Annotated in this window: 24 protein-coding genes; 20 read left to right on the plus strand and 4 right to left on the minus strand. The window is 71.6% G+C overall.

Annotation, left to right across the window (positions count from 1 at the left end):
* Nucleotides 1–54 precede the first annotated feature (54 nt).
* The 3 genes from ACZ4FV_RS25240 to ACZ4FV_RS25250 all read left to right on the plus strand — a co-directional run bounded on the left by ACZ4FV_RS25240 (nt 55) and on the right by ACZ4FV_RS25250 (nt 3,860).
* Entirely contained in the window at nt 55–1,422 is a 1,368-nt protein-coding gene (locus tag ACZ4FV_RS25240; RefSeq protein ID WP_402240326.1) for a glutamine synthetase family protein, read from the plus strand.
* 11 nt (nt 1,423–1,433) lie between these two features.
* Entirely contained in the window at nt 1,434–2,840 is a 1,407-nt protein-coding gene (locus tag ACZ4FV_RS25245; RefSeq protein ID WP_395873193.1) for an aldehyde dehydrogenase family protein, read from the plus strand.
* A gap of 234 nt (nt 2,841–3,074) precedes the next feature.
* Nucleotides 3,075–3,860 (plus strand): 3-oxoacyl-ACP reductase, encoded by a 786-nt coding sequence (locus ACZ4FV_RS25250; RefSeq protein ID WP_395873194.1) that lies wholly within the window; start codon nt 3,075–3,077, stop codon nt 3,858–3,860.
* 144 nt (nt 3,861–4,004) lie between these two features.
* Here ACZ4FV_RS25250 and ACZ4FV_RS25255 read toward each other — a convergent pair whose 3' ends face one another.
* The gene (locus ACZ4FV_RS25255) at nt 4,005–4,682 is read right to left on the minus strand and encodes a transglycosylase family protein (protein WP_402240323.1); all 678 of its coding nucleotides are present in this window, start codon (nt 4,680–4,682) and stop codon (nt 4,005–4,007) included.
* Nucleotides 4,683–5,454: 772 nt separating this feature from the next.
* Here ACZ4FV_RS25255 and ACZ4FV_RS25260 point away from each other — a divergent pair.
* Together ACZ4FV_RS25260 and ACZ4FV_RS25265 are read left to right on the plus strand one after the other, a co-directional pair.
* Nucleotides 5,455–5,889, plus strand: coding sequence for a RidA family protein (locus ACZ4FV_RS25260; protein WP_402240322.1), 435 nt, complete (start codon nt 5,455–5,457; stop codon nt 5,887–5,889).
* Nucleotides 5,890–5,968: 79 nt separating this feature from the next.
* On the plus strand, nt 5,969–6,787 hold the full coding sequence (locus ACZ4FV_RS25265) for an SAM-dependent methyltransferase (protein WP_395873197.1): 819 nt from the start codon (nt 5,969–5,971) through the stop codon (nt 6,785–6,787).
* A gap of 66 nt (nt 6,788–6,853) precedes the next feature.
* Here the strand turns inward: ACZ4FV_RS25265 and ACZ4FV_RS25270 are convergent, their stop codons facing one another.
* Nucleotides 6,854–7,732, minus strand: a complete 879-nt coding sequence (locus ACZ4FV_RS25270; RefSeq protein WP_402240319.1) for a PaaX family transcriptional regulator — start codon at nt 7,730–7,732, stop codon at nt 6,854–6,856.
* Nucleotides 7,733–8,016: 284 nt separating this feature from the next.
* Between ACZ4FV_RS25270 and ACZ4FV_RS25275 the strand changes: the two genes are divergently transcribed.
* The 5 genes from ACZ4FV_RS25275 (at nt 8,017) to ACZ4FV_RS25295 (ending at nt 12,257) form a co-directional block, all read left to right on the plus strand.
* Nucleotides 8,017–8,952 (plus strand): SDR family NAD(P)-dependent oxidoreductase, encoded by a 936-nt coding sequence (locus ACZ4FV_RS25275; RefSeq protein WP_395873199.1) that lies wholly within the window; start codon nt 8,017–8,019, stop codon nt 8,950–8,952.
* Entirely contained in the window at nt 8,949–9,845 is an 897-nt protein-coding gene (locus ACZ4FV_RS25280) for an amidohydrolase family protein (RefSeq protein ID WP_395873200.1), read from the plus strand. Before ACZ4FV_RS25275 ends, ACZ4FV_RS25280 begins: the two co-directional genes overlap by 4 nt.
* A 62-nt stretch (nt 9,846–9,907) precedes the next feature.
* Nucleotides 9,908–11,455: an acyl-CoA synthetase gene (locus ACZ4FV_RS25285; RefSeq protein ID WP_465323289.1), complete on the plus strand. Its 1,548-nt coding sequence runs from the start codon at nt 9,908–9,910 to the stop codon at nt 11,453–11,455.
* Between the two features lie 123 nt (nt 11,456–11,578).
* The gene (locus tag ACZ4FV_RS25290) at nt 11,579–12,034 is read left to right on the plus strand and encodes a MaoC family dehydratase (protein ID WP_395873202.1); all 456 of its coding nucleotides are present in this window, start codon (nt 11,579–11,581) and stop codon (nt 12,032–12,034) included.
* A 4-nt stretch (nt 12,035–12,038) separates the two neighbouring features.
* On the plus strand, nt 12,039–12,257 hold the full coding sequence (locus tag ACZ4FV_RS25295; protein ID WP_395873203.1) for an XdhC family protein: 219 nt from the start codon (nt 12,039–12,041) through the stop codon (nt 12,255–12,257).
* 238 nt (nt 12,258–12,495) lie between these two features.
* Here the strand turns inward: ACZ4FV_RS25295 and ACZ4FV_RS25300 are convergent, their stop codons facing one another.
* Nucleotides 12,496–13,500, minus strand: coding sequence for a LacI family DNA-binding transcriptional regulator (locus tag ACZ4FV_RS25300; RefSeq protein ID WP_395873204.1), 1,005 nt, complete (start codon nt 13,498–13,500; stop codon nt 12,496–12,498).
* 588 nt (nt 13,501–14,088) lie between these two features.
* Between ACZ4FV_RS25300 and ACZ4FV_RS25305 the strand changes: the two genes are divergently transcribed.
* The 9 genes from ACZ4FV_RS25305 to iolD all read left to right on the plus strand — a co-directional run bounded on the left by ACZ4FV_RS25305 (nt 14,089) and on the right by iolD (nt 24,028).
* Entirely contained in the window at nt 14,089–15,132 is a 1,044-nt protein-coding gene (locus ACZ4FV_RS25305; protein WP_395873205.1) for a Gfo/Idh/MocA family protein, read from the plus strand.
* Entirely contained in the window at nt 15,132–16,064 is a 933-nt protein-coding gene (locus ACZ4FV_RS25310) for a TIM barrel protein (protein WP_395873206.1), read from the plus strand. The genes ACZ4FV_RS25305 and ACZ4FV_RS25310 overlap by 1 nt, the downstream gene beginning before the upstream one ends.
* A 239-nt stretch (nt 16,065–16,303) precedes the next feature.
* Nucleotides 16,304–17,299, plus strand: a complete 996-nt coding sequence (locus ACZ4FV_RS25315) for a sugar ABC transporter substrate-binding protein (protein ID WP_395873207.1) — start codon at nt 16,304–16,306, stop codon at nt 17,297–17,299.
* Nucleotides 17,296–18,420 carry an ABC transporter permease gene (locus tag ACZ4FV_RS25320; RefSeq protein WP_395873208.1) on the plus strand — a complete coding sequence of 375 codons (1,125 nt, stop codon included), beginning with the start codon at nt 17,296–17,298 and terminating at the stop codon, nt 18,418–18,420. The genes ACZ4FV_RS25315 and ACZ4FV_RS25320 overlap by 4 nt, the downstream gene beginning before the upstream one ends.
* Nucleotides 18,417–19,337, plus strand: coding sequence for an ATP-binding cassette domain-containing protein (locus ACZ4FV_RS25325; protein WP_395873209.1), 921 nt, complete (start codon nt 18,417–18,419; stop codon nt 19,335–19,337). The genes ACZ4FV_RS25320 and ACZ4FV_RS25325 overlap by 4 nt, the downstream gene beginning before the upstream one ends.
* On the plus strand, nt 19,334–20,335 hold the full coding sequence (gene iolC, locus ACZ4FV_RS25330; RefSeq protein WP_395873210.1) for a 5-dehydro-2-deoxygluconokinase: 1,002 nt from the start codon (nt 19,334–19,336) through the stop codon (nt 20,333–20,335). Before ACZ4FV_RS25325 ends, iolC begins: the two co-directional genes overlap by 4 nt.
* Nucleotides 20,332–21,249: a Cgl0159 family (beta/alpha)8-fold protein gene (locus ACZ4FV_RS25335; RefSeq protein ID WP_395873211.1), complete on the plus strand. Its 918-nt coding sequence runs from the start codon at nt 20,332–20,334 to the stop codon at nt 21,247–21,249. The genes iolC and ACZ4FV_RS25335 overlap by 4 nt, the downstream gene beginning before the upstream one ends.
* Nucleotides 21,246–22,148 (plus strand): 5-deoxy-glucuronate isomerase, encoded by a 903-nt coding sequence (iolB, locus tag ACZ4FV_RS25340; protein WP_402240310.1) that lies wholly within the window; start codon nt 21,246–21,248, stop codon nt 22,146–22,148. Before ACZ4FV_RS25335 ends, iolB begins: the two co-directional genes overlap by 4 nt.
* Complete coding sequence (iolD, locus tag ACZ4FV_RS25345) at nt 22,145–24,028, plus strand: 3D-(3,5/4)-trihydroxycyclohexane-1,2-dione acylhydrolase (decyclizing) (protein WP_395873213.1); 1,884 nt, start codon at nt 22,145–22,147, stop codon at nt 24,026–24,028. The genes iolB and iolD overlap by 4 nt, the downstream gene beginning before the upstream one ends.
* A 78-nt stretch (nt 24,029–24,106) precedes the next feature.
* On the opposite strand, the gene ACZ4FV_RS25350 is transcribed toward iolD, so the two are convergent.
* A complete protein-coding gene (locus ACZ4FV_RS25350; protein WP_395873214.1) occupies nt 24,107–24,934 on the minus strand; it encodes an inositol monophosphatase family protein in 828 nt (275 codons plus the stop codon).
* A gap of 735 nt (nt 24,935–25,669) precedes the next feature.
* Between ACZ4FV_RS25350 and ACZ4FV_RS25355 the strand changes: the two genes are divergently transcribed.
* Nucleotides 25,670–26,766, plus strand: a 1,097-nt coding sequence (locus ACZ4FV_RS25355) for an Hsp70 family protein (protein ID WP_402240307.1), incomplete at its 3' end; no start/stop codon positions are given.

Here is a 26,766-nt window from a genome sequence, read left to right on the forward strand (position 1 = left end):
ATGGTTCTCCGCCATACCTTATGGCTTCCGGTTGGACCGACAGGAGGCATTCCCTTGGCAGACCGAACGCCCCCGCTGTCCGTCGACGAGCTGCGAGCACTCGTCGACGCCGGGGAGATCGACACGGTAGTCCTGGCCTTCACCGACATGCAGGGCAGGCTTCAGGGCAAGCGATTCGCCGCCCGTTTCTTCCTCGACGACACGCTCGCCCACGGCACCGAGGGCTGCAACTACCTGCTCGCGGTGGACACGGACATGAACACCGTGGCCGGGTACGCGATGTCGTCCTGGGAACGCGGCTACGGTGACTTCGTGATGCGTCCCGACCTGGCCACCCTGCGTCGCACGCCGTGGCACCCGGGCACCGCACACGTCAACGCGGACCTGCTGTGGCACGACGGCTCCCCGGTCGTGGCGTCGCCGCGACAGATCCTGCGCCGCCAACTCGACCGACTCGCCGAGCACGGCTGGACCGCGCACGCGGGCACCGAACTCGAGTTCATCGTCTTCAAGGACACCTACGAGGCCGGTTGGGACCGCGCGTACCGCGGCATGACACCGGCCAACCAGTACAACGTCGACTACTCGATCCTGGGCACCGGCCGGGTCGAACCGCTGCTGCGCCGCATCCGCAACGAGATGGGCGCGGCCGGGATGACGGTGGAGTCCGCCAAGGGCGAGTGCAACTTCGGTCAGCACGAGATCGCCTTCCGCTTCGACCACGCGCTGACCACGTGCGACCAGCACAGCGTCTACAAGACCGGGGCCAAGGAGATCGCCGCGCAGGAGGGCATGTCGCTCACCTTCATGGCCAAGTACGACGAGCGCGAGGGCAACTCGTGCCACATCCACCTGTCCCTGCGCGACAGCGACGGCCGGCCGGTGCTGGCCGACGACGGCGGCGCGTACGGGATGTCGAAGACGATGCGGCACTTCCTGGCCGGACAACTGGCCGCGATGCGCGAGTTCACCCTGCTGTACGCGCCCAACATCAACTCGTACAAACGTTTTCGGCCCGGCTCGTTCGCGCCCACCGCGGTCGCGTGGGGCCCGGACAACCGCACCTGTGCGTTGCGGGTGGTCGGCCACGGGCACTCGCACCGCTTCGAGAACCGCCTTCCCGGCGGCGACGTGAACCCCTACCTCGCGGTCGCCGGCATGATCGCGGCCGGTCTGTACGGGATCGAGCACGAGCTCGAACCGGGCGAGGCGTGCACGGGCAACGCGTACGCCGGCGACGCGCCGCACGTGCCCGGCACGCTGCGCGAGGCCGCCGAGCTGTGGGCCGGTTCGAAGATCGCCCAGGACGCCTTCGGCGCGGACGTGGTGGCCCACTACCTGCACATGGCGCAGGTCGAGCAGGACGCGTACGACACGGCAGTCACCGACTGGGAGCGGTTCCGCTCCTTCGAGCGCATGTGAGGATCAGAGCGTTGTCCCAGCACCACGAACAGCCGCACCGACCCGAGTCGGACGGTCCGCACGAGCACGCCATCCTCGACCCCGCCACCGAGGAGATCATCGCGACCATCCGGGCGAGTTCGGCGGCCGACGTCGACGTGGCGGTGCTCCGGGCCACCCGGGCCGCCGCGCACTGGGCGGCCCAGGCTCCCGGCGACCGGGCCCGGCTGCTGCGCCGATTCGCCGTCGTGGTGGACGAGCACCTCGAGGAACTCGCCCGGCTCGAGGTCCGCGAGGCCGGCCACCCGATCGGCAATGCCCGCTGGGAGGCGGGCAACGTCCGCGACCTGCTCGACTACGCCGCGGGCGGCGCGGAACGGCTGAACGGCCGACAGATCCCGGTGGCCGGCGGCCTGGACGTGACCTTCCACGAACCGCTCGGCGTGGTCGCGGTGATCGCTCCCTGGAACTTCCCGATGCCGATCGCCGCCTGGGGCCTGGCGCCCGCGCTCGCGGCCGGCAACGCGGTGTTGCTCAAGCCGGCCGAGACCACGCCGCTGACCGCTCTGCGGCTGGCCGAACTGGCCCTGGTCGCGGGGTTGCCCGAGGGCCTGTTCCAGGTGTTGCCGGGCGCCGGGCCGGTGGCCGGCCGGGCCCTGGTGGAGCACCCGGGCGTGGCCAAGGTGGTCTTCACCGGCTCCACCGCGGTCGGCAAGGACATCATGGCCAGGTGCGCGGCCGGTGTGAAGCGGGTGACTCTCGAACTCGGTGGCAAGAGCCCGAACATCGTCTTCGCCGACGCCGACATCGAGGCCGCCGCGGCCGCCGCCCCGGGCGGGTTCCTGGACAACACCGGGCAGGACTGCTGCGCCCGCACCCGCATTCTGGTGCAGCGCGAGATCTACCACCGGTTCATGGACCTGCTCGAACCGGCGGTCCGGGCCTTCAGGGTCGGCGACCCGGGCGACCCCGAGACGCAGATGGGTCCGCTCATCTCCGCCGCGCATCGCGAGCGGGTGCGCTCGTACGTACCGCAGGACGCGCCCGCCGCGATCCGCGGCGAGGTTCCCGAGGGCAAGGGCTTCTGGTACCCGGCGACGGTGCTCACTCCCGAGTCCGCCGACGACCGCGCGGCGGTCGAGGAGATCTTCGGCCCGGTTGCGGTGGTCCTGCCGTTCGACGACGAGGCGGACGCGATCCGCTTGGCCAACGCCACCGCGTACGGCCTGTCCGGCTCGTTGTGGACCCGGGACGTGGGCCGCGCGCTGCGTGTCTCGCGGGGTGTGCGGGCCGGGAACCTGTCCGTCAACTCGCACAGCAGTGTGCGCTATTCGACGCCGTTCGGCGGGTTCGGACAGTCCGGGCTGGGCCGGGAGTTGGGGCCGGACGCGTTGGCGGCCTTCACCGAGGTCAAGAACGTGTTCATCAGCACCGAGTAGCAAGTGCCGTTGGGCACCCAACAGTAGTCGGTGCCGTTCGGCACCGAGTCGTACGTGCCCGTCGGCATCGAGCGGTTCGACCGAGCGGTCCGTCGGCTCCGGGGTCATCGGGGGTATCGATGTCGTAGCACATCGATTTCCGGACGCCGACTTCACCGACACCGATTCACAGACACCGATTTCGTCGACACCGAGCCCTTCGGTATCGACTCCATCAGCATCGAGGAGCGTCAAGTGACCGAGCAGACCCCCGTGTGCCGCCGCCTGGTCGGCCGTACCGCCGTCGTCACGGGTGCCGGCAGCGGTATCGGCCTGGCCTCGGCCCGGCGGCTGGCCTCCGAAGGCGCGAACGTGGTGTGCGCCGACATCGACGAGGCCTCCGGCAAGGCCGCCGCCGCCGAGGTGGGCGGACTCTTCGTGCGCGTCGACGTCACCGACGCCGAGCAGGTCGAGGCCCTGTTCAAGACCGCGTTCGACACCTACGGCTCGGTCGACGTCGCGTTCAACAACGCGGGCATCTCGCCGCCCGACGACGATTCGATCCTGACCACCGGCCTGGACGCGTGGCGTCGGGTCCAGGAGGTCAACCTCACGTCGGTGTTCCTGTGCTGCAAGGCCGCGTTGCCGTACATGCAGCGCCAGGGCAAGGGCTCGATCATCAACACCGCGTCGTTCGTGGCCCGGATGGGCGCGGCCACCTCGCAGATCTCCTACACCGCGTCCAAGGGCGGCGTGCTCGCGATGTCGCGGGAGTTGGGCGTGCAGTTCGCCCGCGAGGGCATCAGGGTCAACGCGCTGTGCCCGGGCCCGGTGAACACCCCGCTGCTGAAGGAGCTGTTCGCCAAGGACCCCGAGCGCGCGGCCCGTCGACTCGTGCACATTCCGGTCGGCCGCTTCGCCGAACCCGAGGAACTCGCCGCCGCGGTCGCGTTCCTGGCCAGCGACGACTCGTCGTTCGTCAACGCCGCCGAGTTCCTGGTGGACGGTGGCATCGCCGGGGCGTACGTCACCCCGATGTAGGCGTCGTCGGGGTCGGCGACGCCGTCTGGATCACGCCCGAACGCCCGCGGTTCGGTACACGCCGCCGTGATCGTGGGTCCCACCGCCGCCGATCCGTCGCGCAACCCCTGCGCGACGGGTCGGCGGTGCGGCGGTGTGGCGGGTTCAGCCGAGCGACAGGCGTTGCCCGGGGCGGATCAGGTCCGGGTCCGGGCCCACGGTCGCGCGGTTCTTGCCGTACAGGGCCGGCCAGCCGCCCGGCAGGTTGTGCGCCGCGGCGATGCCGCTGAGCGTGTCGCCGGGCCGGACGAGAATCTCCCCGCTATCCCCGGACGCCGGGAACGGCGCGGGGGAGGTGGCGAGTTCGCTTCCGCGATCGGTGGTCGACCCGGCCGGCGCCGTGGCCTTGGCGGCGCGCCGGCGGCGATCGGCCGTGGAGCGTTCGGCGCGTCGAGGCGCCTCGGCCCCGGTCAAGCCGGCTTTTCGGGAGCACACGGGCCAGGCGCCCGCTCCCTGTGACCGCAGGACGTTCTCGGCGACGCGGATCTGCTCGGCCTTGGGCGCGTCCTGCGCCCTGCCCTTGCCGCCGTTGGCTTTCCATGTGCTCTCCTTGAACTGCAGCCCACCGTGGTACCCGTTACCGGTGTCGGTGGACCAGTTGCCGCCGCTCTCGCATTGCGCGACCCGGTCCCAGGTGGCGTCGTCCGCGGCTCGGGCCTGGGTCACCGTCGCGAAGCCCAGGAGGGAGGTCGCGACGACACCGACGACGGCCGAGTCTCGCAGGCGACGTCGGCCGCAGGCTCGAAGCGATTCGTCCCGGTGCGAAGTGCTGTGAGAAAGCATGGATTCCCTTCGGAATTCCCCTGCGGGGCTCGACCGGCGGCGATCCACGAGGAATCCGTCCCGATCATCCGAAACGCCCGATCGCTGGTGATGAGCGTTTCGGTGCCTCCACCTCGCGACCAGGTCGCGAGTTCGGCCGTGACTGCACGGCGAAAACGGGGGTGCGGTCTGCACTTGGCGCAGACGCTAGACAAGTCGCGTCTCCGATATCAACGACCGATGACGTTTTCGCAGGCCACGTCGGCATTTCCTGCCTTACGGCGGGGCGTGTCGCGAACACGTCACGGATCACTGAATTCGCCGCATCCGCACCATTCGGAGGGCGACCATACGGGTGGATTTCGAGCGTGATGCGGATGCTTCGTCGGGTCGACCGGCTCGCATTCGCGGCCACCGATCGGGCCCGAGCAGCGATTTCGTCGAGAAAGGACTTGCAGTGGGTCGAGCAATGCGGAAGACGTCATAAACCTCGACCGGTTCCGCAAAGATTTCCCGGCGCGGGAGCCCGGAGGTTTCCGGGTGATGTTCCCCGCGCCCGGTACCCTTCGCGCGCGATCGGCGTTTCGTGCGGCATTGCCGAGAGGAGGAATCACCAAGGCGGATCGCATAATAGTAATTGATGGTGTGCCGCATATCGGGATTCCCACGCCTTGCCTGGAGAATGGTGGGCGGATGGTGTTCGGTCGCGAATGTCCAGGCATGCGAGTCGAGCATGGGTGACCTGCACAACATGCGTTGGTGCCATGGGGTTCGGGCGGATGAGGATGTCGCCATGACGAAGAACCGGCGGCTCACGCGAATTTCCTCGCCCGTGGGCGTATCGCCCGCGCAGGGCTACAGCCAGGTGGTGACCGGTTCCGGTCGGCTGGTCGTGATCTCCGGGCAGGTGGCGACCGATGAACGCGGCGAAACGGTCGGCGTGGGGGATCCGGACGCCCAGGCGCGGCAGGTGTTCACGAACCTGCGGCGGTGTCTCGCGGCGGTGGGCGCGACCTTCGACGATGTCGTCAAACTCACCCATTTCACCACCGATATCGCGTATTTGACGAGCATCGGCGCGGCCTGGGACGAGTTCGTCGATCCCGAGCACGAACCGGCCGGTTCGACGGTCCGGGTGGTCGCGTTGTCCCGGCCCGAACTGCTCCTGGAGGTCGAGGCGCTCGCCTTGGTGCGCCCACCCCGTAGCGGCGACTTCCCTTCCGCATAACGGAGTTCGCTATCTCCGCGCGTCCCGGCGGCTAGGATCGGCGCGACATTTCGACGCCGCTCGGCGACCTGGGGGATCTGTGCGTGAGCAGGGCGAAAGTCGGCGGGAGTGGGGCGCGCGCGGAGTCGACGTGAGCGTGCCCAGCATTGCGCGGGTGTACGACGCGGCGCTCGGCGGCAAGGACAACTTCGCCGCGGACCGGGCCGTGGCCGACCGTTTGCTGAGCGCGGTGCCCGGAGCCCGCGAGTGCGCGTTGTCGAACCGGGCGATCCTCGCGCGCGGCGTGCGTTTCCTGGTCGAACAGGGCATCGACCAGTTCCTCGACCTGGGTTCGGGCCTGCCGTCGGCGGAGAACACGCACCAGATCGCGCAGCGCCACCAACCGCTCTCGTCGGTCGTCTACGTCGACATCGACCCGATCGTGCTCGCGCACGGACGGGCTCTGCTCGCGGAGAACTCGCGCACCCGCGTGGTCACGGCCGACGCGCGTGACCCCAAGGCGGTGCTCGCGCTTCCGGCCGTCCGCGAACTCATCGACCTCGACCGCCCGGTGGGCCTGTTGATGGTCGCCATCGTGCATCACCTGGAGGACGACGAGGACCCGGCCGGCATCGTCCGCGCGTATCTGGACCAACTCCCGTCCGGCAGCTACCTGTTCCTGACCCACTTCTGGGCCAACGGCACGCCGGAGGCCGCGGTGATCGAGGAGGTGCTGCACGGCGCGCACAACACCGGGCGGTTCCGGTCCCGGGAGGAGATCGCCGGCTTCTTCGACGGCTTGGACCTGGTCGAACCCGGCCTGGTCAACCTCCCGTTGTGGCGTCCGGAGGAGAAGGTTCCCGACCCGCTGCCGGTGTCCGGCACGCTGTTGCTGGGCGGGATCGCCCGCAAGCCGTAGCCGGTCGCCTCCTCGGTCGCCCCCCCGGTGGCCTTCCCCGCTCGGCGGCCCGGGCGGCGGTCCGGCTCAGTTCGTCGCGGTGGTGCGTGGTGGGCGCAGGGACGCGTCGAAGGCGTCGCGGGCGGGTTGTTCGCAGCGGTCGTGCAGTGCGTGGAAGGCGGCGGCCGAGCGGGCGGCGGGCCAGTCGGGCCCCAGGTGCGTGGCCGGCAGGCCCGGGTCGGTGCGCAGCAGGTGGATCCAGTCGGCCAGCACCGAGGCCAGCAGCGGCAGCGGGTCGCCGGTGTTTGGATCGTGTCGTTCCCAACGCGCGAGGAATGCCTCGTGGGCGGCGCGTAGCGCGTCCAAGTCCCAGGCGCGGCGGACCAGGCGGTGCATCCGTGTGGGCGGCAGCGGTTGGGCGGCGAACGCGTCGAGGAAGGAGTCCTCCGCGTCGGGCAGGTCCAGGCCGTCCAGGGCCTCGGTGATGTCGACGGTGCCGGGCGCGATCCACAATCCGTCCCGGGCGCAGCCGAATCCCGCCCATTGCAGCCGGGACCGCAACTGGTGGCGCAGGTCCCGGTGAGGTTCGGGGAGCGAGAAGGACAGCAGGGTCCACCGATCGTCGCGGTGTTCGAACGGGGTGCGGGACAACACCCGACCCTTGCCCTGGAGCAGCACGTTCCGGCAGGCCGCACTGATCGTGTAGACGGCTTCGCGGCCGTCGCGACCGCGGTGCAGCAGGTCGCGGTGCACCATGCGGTTCAAGGTCGCGCGCGCGGCGGGGGCGGCGACGTCCAGGCGGTCCAGCGCGTCGAGGAACACGCGCGAGGGCAACGGCTCGGTGTGCCGGTCCAGGACCACGCCGGCCAACAGGGCGAGCAGCAGTTCCTGCGGGCGCGACACGACCGGAAGCACGTTCGCGGCGGAGAGGGGCGCCGGGGTCGACGGCGGGGTGGTGCTCGACATCGCGGTGTGGGTTTCCCTGACTCTCGGGGCCTTCGCGGCACGGTGTTCGAGGCGGCCGCATCGTACGGCGCGAGTGGCCGGGCGGACCGGCCCGCCCGGGTCGACCGTACCAAGACCCACACCAGAACGTGAAACAAAATCTTGACGGGCGTGAGAATCGTGCCTAACTTCAGGGATGTGGCGGAGCGCCGAGGCAGGCTCCCGCCGTTCCCGTTCGCCATTCCCGAGCCCACGCCCGGTGCCCGACGGCACCGGCGGGCGGGCAATTTCCGAAGGACGTGCGCATGGACGCATCGAACCCGCTGGACCTGCACGGCAAGGTCGCCGTCGTCACCGGCGCGGGCCGTGGTCTGGGCCTGGCCTACGCGTCCGCGCTGGCCGAGGCCGGTGCGGCGATCGTGGTCAACGACCTGGACCCGGCCGTCGCCGAGGCCGCCGCGGCGCGGATCGTGTCCGCCGGCCACCGCGCCGTCGCCGCCCCGGGCCCGGTCGACTCCACCGAGGTCGCCGACGAACTGGTGGCCCGTGCGGTGCGCGACTTCGGGCGCCTGGACGCGATGGTCACCAACGCGGGCATCCTGCGCGACAAGGTGCTTTGGAAGATGAGCGACGAGGACTTCGACGACGTCGTCGCCGTCCACCTGCGCGGCACCTTCACCTGCGCCCGGGCCGCCGCCCGGCAACTGCGCGAACAGGGCGAGGGCGGCTCGCTGGTGATGGTCGGTTCCCCGGCGGGCCAGCGCGGCAACTTCGGCCAGACCAACTACGCCGCCGCCAAGGCCGGCATCGCCGCGATGGTGCGCACCTGGTCGATGGAACTGGCCCGGTCCGCGATCACGGTCAACGCCGTCGTCCCGATCGCCGCCACCGCCATGACCGAGTCGATCCCCGCCTTCGCGCCGTACGTGGCGGGACTGCGCGAGGGCGTGCCCTTGCCGGACTTCCTGCGCAAGGGCGAGGGGTTCGGCACCGTCGAGGACTGCGCCGTGCTGGTGCCGTTCCTGGTCTCGGACGCGGCGCGCACCGTCACCGGCCAGTGCATCGGCATCGGCGGCGACAAGCTGGCCCTGTGGTCGCACCCCCAGGAGGTCGCCGTCGCCTACGCGGACGGCGGGTGGAGCCCGCACGGCATCGCCGACGTGTGGGCGACCGGCCCCGGCCGCGAGCCGCAGACCGTCGGGGTCCCCGCCCCGCGCGTCCCGGACGGGGCGACCCGATGAGCACCACGCCCTACCGCCCCACGTTCGACCTCGACGCGCTGACCGCGATCGACGTGCACACCCACGCCGAGGTCTCCACCCGGGGTGCCGCGTCCCTGGCGGAGGACCTGCACGACGCCTCGTCCGCGTACTTCAAGGTGGCCGGGAAGCGCAAACCCACCCTGCCGGAGATGGCCGCCTACTACCGCGAACGCCGCATGGCGGCGGTGGTGTTCACCGTCGACGCGGAGCACGCCACCGGCACCGCGCCGGTGCCCAACGACGAGGTCGCGGAAGCCGCGGCCGCCAATGCCGACGTGCTCATCCCGTTCGCGTCCATCGACCCCTTCCGCGGCCGCGCCGGGGTGCGCGAGGCCCGACGGCTGATCACCGAATACGGCGTGCGCGGCTTCAAGTTCCACCCCTCGATCCAGGGCTTCCACCCCAACGACCGTATGGTGTACGGCCTGTACGAGGTGATCGAGGAACTCGGCGCGATCGCGCTGTTCCACACCGGCCAGACCGGCATCGGCGCCGGCCTGCCCGGGGGCGGTGGGATCCGGCTCAAGTACTCCAACCCGATGCATGTCGACGACGTGGCCGTCGACTTCCCGCACCTGAAGATCATCCTGGCGCACCCCTCGTTCCCCTGGCAGGACGAGGCACTGTCGGTCGCCACCCACAAGCCGGGGGTCTACATCGACCTGTCCGGCTGGTCGCCGAAGTACTTCCCGGCGCAACTGGTCCAGTACGCCAACACCTTGCTCCAGGACAAGGTGCTGTTCGGCTCCGACTACCCGGTGATCAGCCCGGAACGCTGGCTGGCCGACTTCGCGCGGCTGCCGATCAAGGACCACGTCCGTCCGAAGATCCTCAAGGACAACGCCGCCCGCCTGCTCGGTCTGTCCGGCTGACCCATCGCCGGTCGGGCACCGCCCCGCTCCGCCCGACCGGCCCTCACCTCTCAGGGGGAACCGTGCGCCACACCGCGCGCAACCAAGGACTGGGCTCGTGGACCGCGCGCCGCGCCCGCAGGAGTCCGGACCGCATCGCACTCGTCCACCAGGGTCCGGACGGCCGACCCGTCCGGCAGAGCTACGCCCGACTGCACGCCCGTACCCGCGCGATCGCAGCCGCCCTGCGCGAACGACACGGGGTGCGGCCCGGCGACCGTGTCGCGTACCTGGGCCCCAATCACCCGGCGTTCCTGGAGACGCTGTTCGCCACCGGCCGGCTGGGCGCGGTGTTCGTACCGCTGAACACCCGCCTGACCGCATCGGAGATCGCCTACCAACTCGCCGATTGCGGCGCGCGAGTGCTCGTGCACGCCCCCACCCACGGCGCGCTGGTGCAGGAACTGCCCACCGCACCGGGCTCGCCGACGTTGCTGCCGCTCGCCCGACTGGCGGCGACGGATTCGCCGCCGAGCGCCATGGACACCGAACTCGACGACGCGCCGGGCACGTTGGACGACCCGTGCATGATCATGTACACCTCGGGCACCACGGGCCGACCCAAGGGGGCCGTGCTCACCCACGGCAACATCACCTGGAACAGCTTCAACGTGCTGATCGATCAGGATCTGGCCGCGGACGAGGTCGCGTTGGTGTCCGCGCCGCTGTTCCACACCGCCGCGCTGAACATGCTCGCGCTGCCCGTGCTGCTCAAGGGAGGCACCTGTGTGCTCGCCGAACGCTTCGACGTGGACGCCACGTTCGACGCGATCGCCCGGCACCGGGTGACCGTGATGTTCGGCGTGCCCGCGATGTTCCGGCAACTGGCCGACGCGCCGCGCTGGGTGGACGCGGATCTGTCCTCGCTGCGGTTGCTCAACTGCGGTGGCGCACCCGTGCCCCCGGCGCTCATCACCGCCTACCAACGGCGCGGCCTGAACTTCTGCCAGGGCTACGGCATGACCGAGGCCGCGCCCGGAACCCTGTTCCTGGCCGCCGAACACGCCGTCGACAAGGCCGGATCCGCCGGTGTCCCGCACTTCTTCACCGATGTGCGCGTCGTGCGCCCGGACCTGACCGAGACCGCCCCCGGCGACGTCGGCGAGGTCGTGGTGCGCGGCCCCAACGTGATGCCCGGCTACTGGGGCCTGCCGCGCGAGAGCGCCGACGCGTTCACCGACGGCTGGTTGCGCACCGGTGACGCCGCCCGTACCGACGAGGACGGCCACGTCACCATCGTCGACCGGATCAAGGACATGATCATCTCGGGTGGCGAGAACGTCTACCCCGCCGAGGTGGAGAACGCCATCGCCGGCCACCCGGACGTCGCCGAGTGCGCCGTCTACGGTGTCCTCGACGCACGCTGGGGCGAAGTCCCCCACGCAACAGTGGTGTTGAGGCCGGGCACGACTATCGGTGGGGACGACATCCTGCGCTTTCTCGACGGCCGACTGGCCCGGTACAAGCTGCCCAAGGCCGTCCACGTACTCCCCGTGTTGCCTCGCAACGCCGCCGGCAAGGTGCTCAAGGCCGAGTTGCGCGGCGGGGGCGACTTTGCGGCGGACCGCTGAAGCGCCCGATCTTCCGGCGCGGTTCGCCGGGCCTGCACCGCCGGTTCGCGCTCTCGCGCCGGCACCTTCTCCCGATCCGCACTCCGGCTTTCGCCGGGTTCCCGACAACCGATGGAGCAATCCGTGACTCTGACCGTGCACTTCGACGAACTCGCCACCCTGGCAGGCAAGGATCTGGGCGCCAGTGCCTGGATCGACGTCACGCAGGAACGCATCGACACGTTCGCCGACGCCACCGACGACCACCAATGGATCCACGTGGACGTCGCCCGTGCCGCGGCCGGGCCGTTCGGCGGTCCCATCGCGCACGGCTATCTCACGCTGGCGCTGTTCATCCCGGCCTTCGGCGAACTGTTGGAGGTCGAGGGCGTCACCACCAAGGTCAACTACGGCCTCGACAAGGTGCGCTTCCCCGCCCCCGTTCCCGCCGGCGCCCGGATCCGGCTGACCGCCCGGGTCGCCGACGTCGAGGCCGTGGCCGGCGACGGCGTACAGATCACGGTGGACGGAACCATCGAGATCGACGGGGGCACGAAGCCGGCCTGCGCCCTGCGGAGCATTTCGCGCTTCTATCGCTGATCCCGTGGGCTCGCGTCGCACCCGGGGGCGGCGGGCCGAACGGCTCCTGGCCGCGGGCGTACCCGAGGATCAGGTGGAGTCGGTGCACGGGCCGATCGGCCTCGAGTTGGGCGCCCGCACCCCGGTCGAGACGACACTGGCGGTGTGCGCGGAGATCCTCGCGGTCCTCGACGGGCGCACCGGCAGGTCGCTGAGCGAGGCGACCGGGCCGATCAACGCCTGAGCGGCACGAGCGGGCGCTCACGGCACGCGGCTGCCCGGGCTTTCGGTGGGGGCGTTCGTGCCCGCGACGCGCTCGGCCGGTGCCGCCACGGGTACGAACGGCCGACGGTTCGGGCACGGCGGAAGTAGCCGCGGGCCGGTCGGCCGGCGCGTGTGGGTGGCGGGTGGTGGCTGCTCGGGGGTGAGCCGCGGAGCCCGGAACCGCGCTGACATCGGTGGGGCGCCGGTCCCGGGGCGGGTCAGGGGTGGCGGGGTGGGGCCGTGCTGGTGCGGATCACCAGTTCCGGGTGGAGCAGGTGGCGGGCGGCCTTGGTGCGTTCGCCGCGCAGGCGTTGCAGGAGGGTCTCGGTGGCCAGCCGGCCCATCTCCTCCCGCGGCTGGTTGATCGTGGTCAGGCCGATGTGTCGCAAGCCGGCGAGGTGGGTGTTGTCGTAGCCGACCACCGAGACGTCCTGGGGCACCCGCACGCCGGACGCGGACAGTTCGCCGATGATGCCCACCGCGTTGAAGTCGTTGGCGGCGACGATGGCGGTGGGCAGGGTGTCGCCCTCCAGCAGGGCCCGCGCGGCCCGGGCGCCGCCCGTGTCGGTGTATTCGCTCGGCACGACGCACAGGTGGCGGTGCAACGCCAGGCGCTCCATGGCCTGTTCGTAGCCGCGGCGGCGGACCGCGGCCTGCGACCCGGCGCCGCCGTCCACGTGCACGATGTCGCGATGGCCGAGCGCGGCCAGGTGTTCGACGGCCAGGGCCGATCCGGTGGCACCGTCGTCGTTGACGGTGTCCACCCGGGCGGACCGGACGCTCCGGGCCACCAGCACGGTGGGCACCTGGGCGCCGGCGTCCTCGATCGCGGCGGTCTCCACGACCGGGCCGAGCAGGACCAGCCCGGCGGGGTGGAATTGCAGCAGGCGTTCCAGGCTGCGGCGTTCGTGCGCGGGGCGGCGTCCGCCGGTGCCCAGGATGATGTCCATGCCGCAGGCGTGCGCCGCGGCCTCGACGCCGTCGACCACCTCGGCGAAGTACGGGTTGTGCAGATCCGAGATCATCACGCCCAGCGTGCTGCTGCTGCCGGTGGCCAGGGTGCGGGCGTTGAGGTTGGGGCGGTAGCCCAACTCGCGGGCGGCGGCCAGGACGGCCTGCCGGCGGGCCTCGCTGACCTTGGGCGAGTCGCGCATCACCAGCGACACGAGCGAGCGGGAAACCCCGGCGCGGGCGGCGACATCCTCGAGGGTGGGACCGGACACTGATGCTCACCTTTCTCCCGATGCGGAGCCGTCGGTCGGATCGTTCGACACCGCGATGATCGGCGCAACGCCGGCCCTGGGGTTCGACGTTCGCCGATTCGAGGCGTACGACGACCCGGTGGATCCGCGACCCGCACCTCCGCGACCCCACCCCACGCGCTGCCGCACCTCGGCGACCCCGCGCGACCGGGCCGTCGGCGACACCACGACCCGACGACCGACAGCCGTGGCATCGAGGTTACACGGATGGAGCGCTCCAATGAATGGAGCGCTCCACAAGGGTGCCGCACCGGTCCGGCCCAGGCGGCGCACACCGCTCGGCCGTGTGGCTGTATTGCCCATCGATTCACGGGTTTCAGCGGCGTTAAGCGAACGTTACGAGTGACTCTTGACACGCTCGGACGACGGGTATCAGTCTTGGGGCGTTCTCGGATTGGAGCGCTCCAAAAGTGGAGCGCTCCAATCCGAAGGCTCGAGGAATCCCGCTCGTCGAACGGGTCGGCCGCCGGTCGGCCGCCGACAACCGACCGGGCAGCCCACTCTCGGCCGGCTGCCCACTGTCCATAGTCCACGGGAGAAATGAATCTGATGCGTATCGGAGTCGCAGGCGTGGGGCGGATCGGCGCGATGCACGCGCGGAACCTCACGAGCCTGGAGACGGTCGACAAGCTCGTCCTGTTCGACCCGCAACCGGGTCGCGCGGACGCCCTCGCCCGGGAACTCGGCGCCGAGGCGGTCGCCGACCTGGAAACCCTGCTCGCCGAGGTCGACGGGGTCGTGGTGGCAACCCCCACCGACACCCATCCGCAGATGTTGCGCCGGACCGTGGCCGCCGGCGTCCCGACCCTGTGCGAGAAGCCGATCGCCTCGGACATCGCCGCGATGATCGCCCTGATCGCCGACGTGGAGGCGAGCGGGGTGCCGGTCCTGGTCGGCTTCCAGCGCCGCTTCGACCCGGCCGTGGTGGAGTTGAAGCGCCGGCTCGACGCGGGCGAGACCGGTACGCCCTACCTGGTCCGCGCGGTCGGCCAGGACGCCGCGCCACCCGACTTCGGCTACCTGCCCGCGTCCGGCGGGATCTTCCGCGACCTGCTCATCCACGATCTGGACGCCGTGCCGTGGTTGCTCGGCGAACCGGTCGTCGAGGTGTTCGCCAGCGGCTCGGTCCTGGTGGACGAGGCGTTCGCGAAGGCCGACGACGTGGACAACGCGGTCGTGGTGCTGCGCTTCGCGAGTGGCGCGCACGCGGTGCTCACCGGCGGTCGGCACGACCCGGCGGGCTACGACCATCGGATCGAGGTGCTGGGTTCGGCCCAGTCGCTCGCGGTGGGTCTGGACCCCCGGACGCCGGTGACCTCGCTCGAGCCGGACGGCCCGCGGGCCGGTCCGGACGCCTACCCCGGCTTCCCCGAGCGCTTCGCCCTCGCGTACGGCAACGAGATGCGGGTGTTCGTCGAGGTGGTCGCCGGCCGGATGGCCAACCCGTCCCCGATCGGCGACTCGCTGGGCAGCCTGGTGCTCGCCGACGCATGCGAGCGGTCCCGGCGCACGGGCCGGCCGATCGACCCGGCCGCCGTACTGGCCGCCGCGAGCGCGGATCCCGTCGCACCGATCGGCTCGGAGGTGGCGTGATGACCAACCCGACCACGCCGTCGGCCGCGACCGCCGCGAACACCTCGTCCGCCCCCGCCTCGCACGATGCGCGGCTCGCCGGTGCGCCGATCACCTGGGGGGTGTGCGAGGTGCCCGGCTGGGGCCCGATGTTGCCCGTGGACACCGTGCTCGGCGAGATGGCCGCCCTCGGCCTGACCGCCACCGAACTCGGCCCACCCGGCTACCTCCCGGACGACCCCTCGGTACTCAAGGGTGTCCTGGAAGGCCACAGCCTCACCCTGGTCGGCTCGTTCGCCGCACTCGTGCTGCACGACCGGGACCGCGTCGCCGAGTCGACGGCGAGCGCCGAGCGTACGGCCGAGTTGATCGCCGCCGCCGGTGGCGAGGTGCTCGTGCTCGCGGCGGCCACCGGGCTGGACGGCTACGACACCCGGCCCGAGTTGTCCGACGCGCAGTGGCGGTGCCTGATCGACACGGCCGCCCACGTCGCGCGGATCGCCGGGGCGTACGGCCTGCGCGCCACGCTGCATCCGCACGTCGGCACGCACGTGGAGACCGCCGCGGAGGTCGAGCGTTTCCTGCGGGACAGCGAACTGCCGCTGTGCCTGGACACCGGTCACCTGCTGATCGGCGGGACCGACCCGCTCGATCTGGTCCATCGGCACCCCGAACGCATCGGGCACGTGCACCTCAAGGACGTGCACGAGGACACCGCCGCGCTGGTGCGATCCGGCGCGCTGACCTACGCCGACGCCGTCGGGCGGGGCCTGTACCGCCCGCTCGGCGAGGGCGACGTCCCGGTCGCCGAGATCGTCGCGTCGCTGCGGACGGCCGGGTATCGCGGCTGGTACGTGCTGGAGCAGGACACCCGGCTGACGGACGATCCGGCCGACGCCGACCTGCCGCGCCACGACACCGCGCGCGGCCTGGCCCACCTGCGCGGCAACTGACGCCGCCGGTCGCCCCCCACACGTCGCGCGAGGCCGGCGGGTCGTCGCTCCCTTGCCGACCGCCCGGCTGGGTACGACATCCCCAGCGAACCGCCGCCCGCGCCCCTACCGCAGCAGCCCTCCACCCGCCGCATCCACCGCACCGGTCCACCCGCCGAACCGACCCGTACCGATCCCGGACCGACTCCCGACGCGACCCGTTCGTCCCGACCGCCCACCGTCTTGACGAGGAGTAATCGATGCCCCGACGTTCTCTCGGATTCGCCGCCGCCCTGGGCGTTTCCGCGCTCGTCCTCGCCGCGTGCAGCAGCCCGTCCGGCAGCGACCCGGATACCAAGAAGACCCCCGACGGCGCCCCGACCGCCGCGGCCAAGGGCAACAACACCGTGGCCGTGATCACCCACGGCTCGGCGGGGGACGCGTTCTGGAGCGTCGTCCAGAACGGCGCCCAGGACGCGGGCAAGAAGCTGGGCGTGGACGTCCAGTACCAGGGCAACGGCGACCCGGCCGGTCAGGCCCGGTTGATCGACAACGCGGTCACCCAGGGGGTGGGCGGCATCGTGGTCTCGATGGCCAACCCGGACGCGCTGGCCAATTCGATCAAGGCGGCCACCGCCAAGGGCATCCCGGTGATCACCATCAACTCGGGGCAGGCCAAATCCACCGAGTTCGGCGCGATCGCGCACGTCGGCCAGGACGAGTCGATCGCCGGTGAGGCGGCCGGTGCCAAGCTCAAGCAGGCCGGCCGGACGAAGATGTTGTGCGTCATCCACGAGGCGGGCAACATCGGCCTGAACCAGAGATGCGACGGCGCCAAGGCCGGCTTCGGCGGTGCGACGCAGACCCTCCAGGTGGACATCGGCAACCCCACCGACATCCAGGCCCGCATTCGCGGCGCGCTCCAGTCGGACTCCTCGATCGACGCCGTGCTCGCGCTCAACCCACAGGTGGCCGCGGTCGCGGTGGGTGCCGTGGGCGACGCGAACTCCAAGGCGCAGATCGCCACCTTCGACCTCAACCCGGACGTGGTCACCGGGATCAAGGACGGCAAGATCGTCTTCGCGGTGGACCAGCAGCAGTACCTCCAGGGCTACCTGCCGGTGACGATGATCAAGCTCTACCGGGACAACGCCAACACCGTCGGCGGTGGCAAGCCCGTACTGACCGGTCCCGGATTCGTCGACAAGAACAACGTCGGCGCGGTGGCCGAGTACGCGCAGCGGGGGACCAGATGACGATGAGTCCCTCGACACCCTCGACGCCGTCCGAGGCGGCGGGCCCCGCGCCCGGCGCACCCGGCAGCGCACCCGGCGCCGTGCCGCCCACCGCGTCCGGCAAGGACGAACGGGTCGCGCCGGCCACCCTCGTACACCGACTGCTGGTCCGGCCCGAGCTGGGCTCGCTGATCGGCGCCGTGCTGGTGATGTGCTTCTTCTCGATCGTCGCGGACGGGTTCTTCACCGCGTCCGGGGCGGCGACCTGGCTGGACGACTCGGCCACGCTGGGCATCATGGCGGTGGCCGTGGCGCTGCTGATGATCGGCGGCGAGTTCGACCTGTCGGCCGGCGTGATGACCGCCTCGACCGCGCTCATCACGGCGATGCTGGCGACCCGGGCGGGCTGGTCGGTGTGGCCCGCGCTCGCGGTGTCCCTGGTGTTCGCGCTCGCGGTCGGCGCGCTCAACGGCTGGCTCGTGGTGCGGACCGGACTGCCCAGCTTCATCATCACGCTGGGCACGTTCCTGGCCCTGCAGGGCCTCAACCTCGGCGTCACCCGGCACGTGACCAACAGCGTCCAGGTCAGCGGGATGCGCTCCACCGACGGCTACGAGTCGGCCGGGCGGTTCTTCGCCTCGACGATGGCCGTCGCCGGCACCGAGATCCAGGTCTCGGTGTTGTGGTGGCTGCTGCTGGCGGCGCTGGCGACCTGGGTGCTCGCGCGGACCCGGTTCGGCAACTGGATCTACTCCGTCGGCGGCGCTCCGGTCAGCGCGCGCAACGTCGGCGTCCCGGTCGACCGCACCAAGATCGTGCTGTTCATGACGACCGCGGGCGCCGCCTGGCTGGTCGGCTCGATCAACATCCTGCGCTACACCTCGGTCCAGGCCAATCAGGGCATCGGCCTGGAGTTCCAGTACATCATCGCCGCGGTGATCGGCGGTTGCCTGCTCACCGGCGGCTACGGGTCGGCGATCGGCGCGGCGGTGGGTGCGCTGATCTTCGGCATGGCCCGCCAGGGCATCGTCTACGCGAAGTGGAACAGCGACTGGTTCCAGCTCTTCCTGGGCGTGATGTTGCTGGCGGCCGTCCTGGTCAACAACTCCTTCCGGCGCCGCGCGGAGAGGTCCCGTCGATGACGAATCCGGAATCCGGCCGGACGGCCGAAGAGCAGACCACCGTCGAGAGCGCCGCGGCACAGGAGCCGGGCGCGACCGGGGCCGCCGTCGAGGCGGCGGGCGCCACACGGGCCGATGCGAGCACCCGGGCCGCCGGCGCGCACCTGCTCGAACTGCGCGGTGTCGGCAAGCGGTTCGGCAGTGTGATCGCGCTCGACGGGGTCTCCACCACGGTCGACGCCGGCGAAGTGACCTGCGTCCTGGGCGACAACGGCGCGGGCAAGTCGACCTTCATCAAGATCCTGGCCGGCGTGCACGCGAACGACAGCGGCGAATACCTCGTGGAGGGCGCGCCGGTCCGGTTCTCCTCGCCGCGGCAGGCGCTCGATCGGGGCATCGCCACGGTCTACCAGGACCTGGCCGTGGTGCCGCTGATGAGCGTGTGGCGCAACTTCTTCCTCGGCTCGGAACCGCGCAAGGGACGCGGTCCCTTCTCCCGGCTCGACATCGCACAGGCCCGAAGCACCGCCCGTCGCGCGCTGCTGGACATGGGCATCGACCTGCGGGACGTCGAACAGCCGGTGGGTACGCTCTCCGGCGGCGAGCGCCAGTGCGTGGCCATCGCGCGGGCCGTGCACTTCGGCGCGAAGGTGCTGATCCTCGACGAGCCGACCGCCGCGCTCGGCGTCAAGCAGGCCGGCGTGGTGCTGCGCTACATCGCCCGGGCCCGCGACCGGGGTCTGGGCGTCGTGTTCATCACGCACAACCCGCACCACGCCTACCCGGTGGGAGACCGCTTCCTGCTGCTCAATCGGGGGCGCAGCCAGGGTTGTTTCGGCAAGGACGAGATCACCCTGGCCGAACTCACCCGACAGATGGCGGGTGGTGCGGAACTGGAGGCGCTCGCACACGAGTTGGGTGCGGGAGCGAAGACATGACGGCGCCCGAGCGAGTCCCCGCGTCCGCTCCCGCGGCCGGCGCCGGCATCGAGGTCCTCACCGTCGGGCGGGTGGGCGTGGACCTGTATCCGCAGCAGAGCGGCGTCCCGCTCGACCGCGTCGAGAGCTTCGCCAGATCGCTCGGCGGCACCGCCACCAACGTGGCGGTCGCCGCCGCCCGGCTCGGCCGCCGCTCCGCGGTACTGACCAAGGTCGGCCCGGACCCCTTCGGCACGTTCGTGCGCACCGCGCTGGCCGACTTCGGCGTCGACCCCGCGTGGGTGGCCACGCACGAACGGCTGCTCACCCCGGTGGTCTTCTGCGCGCTCGACCCGCCCGAGGACCCGCCGCTGTTGTTCTACCGACTCCCGGTAGCCCCGGACCTCACGCTCACCGACGAGGACGTGCCGTGGGACCTGGTCCGCGACGTGCCGGTGTTGTGGGTGACCGGCACCGGCGTGAGCACCGAGCCCTCGCGCGGCACCCACCGCCGGATGCTCGCCGTGCGCGGCAGGCGCACACACACCGTGCTCGACCTCGACTATCGGCCGATGTTCTGGCCGGATCGGGAGACCGCCGCCCGCCGGATCGGCGAACTCGTCGACGAGGCCACGGTGGTGGTGGGCAATCGCACCGAGGTGGAGGTCGCGGTGGGCACCGCCGACCCGGACGAGGCGGCCCGGCGGCTGCTCGACCGGGGCGTACGCCTGGTGCTGGTCAAGAAGGGCGCCGACGGCGTGCTGGTGGCCACCCCCGACGGCAGCGCCACGGTCACCCCGCGCCGGGTCGAGGTGGTGTGCGGACTCGGCGCCGGCGACGCCTTCGGCGGGGCCCTGGTGCACGGCCTGCTCGCCGGCTGGGAGCCGACCCGGATCGCCGAGTACGCCAACGCCGCCGGGGCGCTGGTCGCCGGCCGACTCGCGTGCGCCGACGCGATGCCCACCGACGCGGAAATCGAGAAACTCGTGAACCACCCGATGCTGGAGACCCGAACGTGATCAGCGACCGCGACTGGACCAACCTGCTGGCGACCCGGGCGAATCGCCCCGACGCGGTGTTCGCCGCGTACGCCGAGCGCCGGCGCCGACCGCGACTGCTCTCCGCGCGGGGCACGCTCTTCCTGGTCGCCGCCGACCATCCCGGGCGCGGCTCGCTCGGGGTGGGCGCCGATCCGCTCGCCATGGCCGATCGGCGCGACCTGCTCGGCAGGCTGGTCGACGCGCTCGAACACCCCGACGTGGACGGGGTCCTGGGCACCCCCGACGTGATCGAGGAACTGCTGCTGCTGGGCGCGCTCGAGGACAAGGTGGTGATCGGCTCGATGAACCGGGGCGGGCTGGCCGGCGCCTCCTGGGAGATCGACGACCGCTTCACCGGCTACGACGCGGACGCCATCCGCCGCCATCGGCTCGACGGCGGCAAGATGTTGCTGCGCATCGTGGACCAGGACGCCGGCACGGTACCCACACTGGAGGGCTGCGCCCGGGCGGTGAGCGAACTGGCCGAGCACGGCATCCGCGCGATGGTCGAGCCGCTGCCGTACCGGCGCGACGCCTCCGGGCGACTGATCCTCGATCGGGGCACCGCCGCCAACATCCGCGCGGTCACCGTCGCCTCGGCACTGGGCACCACGTCCGCCTACACCTGGCTCAAGCTGCCCGCGACCGAGGAACCGGACAAGGTGGCCGGCGCGACCACCCTGCCCACCGTGGTGCTGGGCGGCGTGCCGTCCGCCGACCCGCAGGCCGACCTGTCCTCGTGGGGGCGCGCGCTGGCCCAACCGGCCGTGCGCGGCCTGGTGGTCGGTCGCGCGCTGCTCTACCCGCCCGACGGCGACGTGCGCGGAGCGGTGGACGCCGCCGCGCGGGTGTTGCGCGCGGCGAATCCGCGCGCGGTGGAGGTGATCGCGTGAACGACCCGACCCTGTTCCACCCCTGGGGCACCGCCGGCGCCGGCGACGACCCGTTGCTGATCACCCCCGAACTCGCCGGATGGCGCTACAGCGGTCTGCGGGTGGTGCACCTGCCGCCGGGCGGCGAGCGGGTCCTGGCGACCGGGGAGCACGAGGTCGCGGTGATCCCGCTGGCCGGGTCCGTGACCGTGCAGACCGAGGGTCGGCGGTTCGAACTGGCGGGACGCGAAAGCGTGTTCACCGCCGTGTCGGACTTCGCGTACGTGCCGCGCGACGCCGAACTGCGGCTGTCCGGCACGCACGGCTGCCAACTCGCACTCGCCTCGGCGCGGGCGACCCGGCGACTGGATCCGGCGTACGGCCCGGCGGCCGGCGTGCCGGTCGAGGTGCGCGGCACCGGGCGCGCGACCCGACAGGCGAACAACCTGATGACCCCCGACGTGTTCGAGGCGGACAAACTGATCGTCTGCGAGATCCTCACCCCGGACGGCAACTGGTCCTCCCATCCGCCGCACAAGCACGACACCGCGAGCGCGCACGAGAGCGTCAACGAGGAGATCTACTTCTTCCGGGTGGCCGGGCGGGACGGGCGCACACCCGACCGCACCGGCTTCGGTCTGCACCGCACCTACACCACCGACGGCACGATCGACGAGACGGTGACCGTGCGCGACGGCGACGTCTTCCTGGTCCCACGCGGCTACCACGGCCCGTGCGTGGCCACCCCCGGGCACCACCTCTACTACCTCAACGTGATGGCCGGTCCGGCCGACGAGCGCGCGATGCTCGCCTGCGACGATCCCGCCCACCACTGGATGCGCGAGAGTTGGGCCGAGGACGAGCCCGACCCCCGCTGCCCGCTGACCCCGCCGCCCGCGCCGAACGGAGGAACCCGATGAGCCCGCCCACAACCGGCGCGACCGTACGGCTGACCACGGCCCAGGCCCTGGTGCGCTGGATGGTGGCGCAGGAGAGCGAACTCCTCGACGGCGACCGGGCGCGACTGTTCCCCGGCGTGTTCGCCATCTTCGGCCACGGCAACGTGCTCGGCCTGGGCGACGCGCTGCACGAGGCGGGCGAGCGCATGCCGGTCTGGCGCGGCCAGAACGAACAGGGCATGGCGCTGGCCGCGGTCGGGTACGCGCGGGCCACTCGGCGCCGCCAGGTGTTCACCGCGACCTCCTCGATCGGGCCGGGCGCGCTGAACATGGTCACCGCGGCGGGCGTCGCGCACGCCAATCGACTGCCGCTGCTCCTGCTGGTCGGCGACACGTTCGCGAGCCGCGCCCCCGATCCGGTGTTGCAACAGGTCGAGCACTTCCACGACCCGAGCACGACGGTCAACGACGCCTTCCGCGCGGTCAGTCGCTACTGGGACCGGATCACCCGCCCCGAACAGTTGATCGCCACCCTTCCGCAGGTGGCCCGGGTGCTGACCGACCCGGCCGACTGCGGGCCGGTCACCCTCGCACTGCCGCAGGACGTGCAGGCGCAGGCGTACGACTTCCCGCTGAGCCTGTTCGAGCCGCGCCTGCACCGGATCCCGCGGCCGCGCCCGGATCTGACCGAACTTCGGCACGCGGCGGACCTGTTGCGCGGCGCCGAACGTCCGCTGCTGGTGGTCGGCGGCGGCGTGCGCTACTCCGGCGCGGCGGCCGAGGTGTTGCGGCTGGCCCGGGCGCACGGTGTCCCGTTCGCCGAGACAGTCGCCGGGCGCACCCTGCTGCCGCACGAGGACCCGCTGCACGCCGGACCGTTGGGGGTGACCGGTTCGGCCTCGGCCAACGCGCTCGCCGCCGACGCCGACCTGATCCTGGCCGTCGGCACCCGTCTCCAGGATTTCACCACCGCGTCCTGGAGCGTCTTCGCCGCCGACGCACGCCTGGTCTCGATCAACGCGGCCCGGTTCGACGCGGTCAAGCGGCACGCCGCACCGGTGACCGGGGACGCCCGCGAGGCGTTGCGCGAACTCACCCCACTGCTGGGCGCATGGCGGGCGGACCCGGCGTGGACCGCCCGGGCCGAGCGCGAACGGCGGGCCTGGGACGCCACGATCGACCGGCTGCGGGCGCCCGCCGACCCGGCCGAGCCGCCGACGTACGCGCAGGTGGTCGGCGTGGTGAACACACTGGCCGGGGCCGACGACTACGTCCTCACCGCGGCCGGCGGGCTGCCCGGTGAACTGGTCGGCGGCTGGCGGGCCTCGGGGGAGGTCGGGGCGGCGACGATGGACGTCGAGTACGGATTCTCCTGCATGGGCTACGAGATCGCCGGGGCGTGGGGCGCGGCGATGGCCCGGCCGGCGGGCGTGGTCACCACGTTGCTCGGTGACGGCTCCTACCTGATGCTCAACTCGGAGCTGTACTCGGCGGTTCTGTCCGGGCACCGGTTCGTCGCGGTGGTCTGCGACAACGGCGGCTACGCGGTGATCGCCCGGTTGCAACAGGGCCAGGGCGCGGCGCCGTTCAACAACATGATCACCGATTGCCGGGGTCCGGGCGCCGCCGCGGACGTTCGGGTCGACTTCGCCGCGCACGCCGCGGCCCTGGGCGCCGAGGTGTTCACCGCCGACACCGTCGAGGAGTTGACGAAGGCGTACGCGGCGGCGCGGGCGGCGCGCCGGCCGGCCGTGGTGGTCGTCCGCACCCGGCCCGATCGCTGGACCGAGGCCGGCGCGTGGTGGGAGGTGGGTGTGCCGCAGGTGTCGGCGCGAGCGGAGGTGACCGCGGCGCGCGAGCGGATGGACCTGGCCCGGGCCGAGCGGGAACGCAAGGGCTGAGCACGTCGCGGGCCCGTGATCGGTGGTCGTCGACCGATCACGGGCCCGACGCGTCGGCCGGGCAGCGGGTGCCGGCGATCAGGCGGCGAGTGGCCGGCTGGGCAGCCCGGCGCCGGCCCTGGCCTGGGCGAACGAACGCAGCAGGCGGTCGTGGATGGCGCCGTTGGAGGCCACCAACTCCCCGTCGCCGGGCTTCCAGTCCTCGCCCTCGAACGTGGTGGCACGACCACCCGCCTCACGCACCAGGATCGCGCCCGGGGCCCAGTCCCACGGCCCGCAGCGCTGCTCCCAGTACGCGTCGAGGCGGCTCGCCGCCACCCAGGACAGATCGATGCCGGCGCAGCCCAGGCGACGCACGTCGCGGGTGTCGTTGACCACCGACAGGAACTCGGCCAGGTTGTTGTCCGGGTCGGTGGCCCGGGACGGCGGGAAGCCGGTGGCGATCACGCTGCGACCCAGCGTGCGGGTGTCCGACACGTGCAACCGCTTGCGTCCCTCGTACGCGCCGCGGCCGGCCTCGGCCCAGTAGGTGCGACGCCGGGTCGCGTCGGCGACCACCCCGAGCGCGAGCCGCTCGCCGTCCCAGAACGCGATGGCGCACGCGTAATGCGGCAGTCCGTGGGCGAAGTTGGTGGTGCCGTCGAGCGGGTCCACGAACCAGGTCGGGCGGCGCAGGTCCAACTCGGCCAACCCGCCGCCCTCTTCGCCGACCACCGCGTCCTGTGGGTAGTGGCTGCTCAGCCAGGCCCGGACCAGTTTCTCCACCCGCACGTCGGTCGCGGTGACCAGGTCCGCGGCGGAGGACTTGAGCCGGATCCGCCGAGGCCGCCCGACACGGCGGATGATCTGGGCGGCTTCGCGGGCGATCCGCAGGGCCGCGAGCGTACGGGGAAGGGGGAAGACCACGATTGTCGCTCCTTGCCTACGACGGTCGATGAGACCGATGCCCGATCGACCGGGGCCGTGGACCGGCCCGCGCGATCGGCCCGCGACCCTCGCCCCACGCGAAGGTCGTCCCTGCATCGGGTCGCCGTCGTGCAATAGATTGCCCCTGCATTATGTCGAGGCCCGCCACCGTCCACCACCAGGTTGGCCGCCCGCCCTGGCACGCGTCACGACGCCGGTCCGGTGGTCGGGAACCGGCGCCGCGCGATGGCGGGTCGGCCCATGACGGGCCGGTAGTGGCGGAAGTCGACCCCCAGGCGCGAGGGCGCCGACATCGGTGTGCAGCACCGCGCCGTCGGCGGTGGGCAGGAAGGCCGGACCCTCCGCCTCGGTGCACGAGGGCAGGTCACGGTCGAGCAGGTCGGCGACGGCGCCGGTGTCCGGGTCGATCCGGTGGATGGTTCGTGGTCGTCGTCGGCCGCCGGGGTGGGAGGGCATTCGCCACTCGGAGGGCGGAGTTCGCGGCGACGAAACGTGTGGTTGCGGTCACTGTCGGTGGGATGTGCGGGGTGGTTGGGCCGGTTGTGGTTGACATGGGGATGTGTGGGTCATATTCCGGAGGTAGTACCCGCACGGCCGCAAGGCACGAGAGCCCGGTGGCGGTCCCGTGGGTCGGGGGCGGTCGCGGCGTTCGGGGTGCCGGGGCGTGGGAGCGGGGTGAGCCACCGGAGCGCTCGACGTTCTAGGAGCGTCTTCATGGCACGTCCGGTCGGTATCGATCTCGGCACGACGAATTCGGTGGTCGCGGTTCTGGAGGCCGGTGAACCCACCGTGATCGCGAACGCGGAAGGAGCGCGGACGACGCCGTCGGTGGTGGCGTTCGCGAAGAACGGCGAGGTGCTGGTCGGTGAGGTGGCCAAGCGCCAGGCGGTGACCAACGTCGAACGCACCGCGCGCTCGGTGAAGCGGCACATGGGCGACAACACGTGGCACTTTCCCGACGTCGGCGACATCGACGGCAAGCGCTACACGGCGCAGGAGATCTCGGCGCGGGTCCTGCAGAAACTCAAGCGCGACGCCGAGGCGTATCTGGGCGAGAAGGTCACCGACGCTGTCGTCACGGTGCCCGCGTACTTCGACGACGCGCAGCGCCAGGCGACCAAGGAGGCCGGGGAGATCGCCGGTCTGAACGTACTGCGCATCGTCAACGAGCCCACCGCGGCGGCGCTGGCGTACGGCTTGGACAAAGTGCGCGACCAGATGATCCTGGTGTTCGACCTGGGCGGCGGAACGTTCGACGTGTCGCTGTTGGAGATCGGCGAGGGCGTCGTGGAGGTCAAGGCGACGCACGGCGACACCCACCTGGGCGGCGACGACTGGGACCAGCGGGTGATGGATCACCTGGTCAAGCGGTTCAAGAACGCCCACGGGGTGGACCTGTCCAAGGACAAGATGGCCCTCCAGCGGCTGCGCGAGGCCGCGGAGAAGGCCAAGGTGGAGTTGTCCAGCGCGACGGAGACCTCGATCAACCTGCCGTACATCACGGCCTCGGCGGAGGGCCCGCTGCACCTGGACGAGAAGCTCACCCGCGCCCAGTTCCAGCAGTTGACGGTCGATCTCCTGGAGCGTTGTCGCGGGCCGTTCCACGCGGCGATCGAGGACGCCGGCATCTCGGTGGGCGAGGTCGACCAGGTGGTCCTGGTGGGTGGCTCGACCCGGATGCCGGCCGTCACCGAGTTGGTGCGCGAGCTGACCGACGGCAAGGAGCCGAACAAGGGCGTCAACCCGGACGAGGTCGTCGCCGTCGGCGCCGCGCTTCAGGCCGGTGTGCTCAAGGGTGAGGTCAAGGACGT

It is taken from the genome of Embleya sp. NPDC025285 (assembly GCF_055558835.1).

Coding starts and splice junctions, on each gene's coding strand:
- ACZ4FV_RS25255 (WP_402240323.1), bottom strand. CDS start 4,682: ATGCTTTCTCACAGCACTTCGCACCGGGACGAATCGCTTCGAGCCTGC.
- ACZ4FV_RS25260 (WP_402240322.1), top strand. CDS start 5,455: ATGACGAAGAACCGGCGGCTCACGCGAATTTCCTCGCCCGTGGGCGTA.
- ACZ4FV_RS25270 (WP_402240319.1), bottom strand. CDS start 7,732: ATGTCGAGCACCACCCCGCCGTCGACCCCGGCGCCCCTCTCCGCCGCG.
- ACZ4FV_RS25275 (WP_395873199.1), top strand. CDS start 8,017: ATGGACGCATCGAACCCGCTGGACCTGCACGGCAAGGTCGCCGTCGTC.
- ACZ4FV_RS25280 (WP_395873200.1), top strand. CDS start 8,949: ATGAGCACCACGCCCTACCGCCCCACGTTCGACCTCGACGCGCTGACC.
- ACZ4FV_RS25305 (WP_395873205.1), top strand. CDS start 14,089: ATGCGTATCGGAGTCGCAGGCGTGGGGCGGATCGGCGCGATGCACGCG.
- ACZ4FV_RS25310 (WP_395873206.1), top strand. CDS start 15,132: ATGACCAACCCGACCACGCCGTCGGCCGCGACCGCCGCGAACACCTCG.
- ACZ4FV_RS25315 (WP_395873207.1), top strand. CDS start 16,304: ATGCCCCGACGTTCTCTCGGATTCGCCGCCGCCCTGGGCGTTTCCGCG.
- ACZ4FV_RS25320 (WP_395873208.1), top strand. CDS start 17,296: ATGACGATGAGTCCCTCGACACCCTCGACGCCGTCCGAGGCGGCGGGC.
- ACZ4FV_RS25325 (WP_395873209.1), top strand. CDS start 18,417: ATGACGAATCCGGAATCCGGCCGGACGGCCGAAGAGCAGACCACCGTC.
- iolC (WP_395873210.1), top strand. CDS start 19,334: ATGACGGCGCCCGAGCGAGTCCCCGCGTCCGCTCCCGCGGCCGGCGCC.
- iolD (WP_395873213.1), top strand. CDS start 22,145: ATGAGCCCGCCCACAACCGGCGCGACCGTACGGCTGACCACGGCCCAG.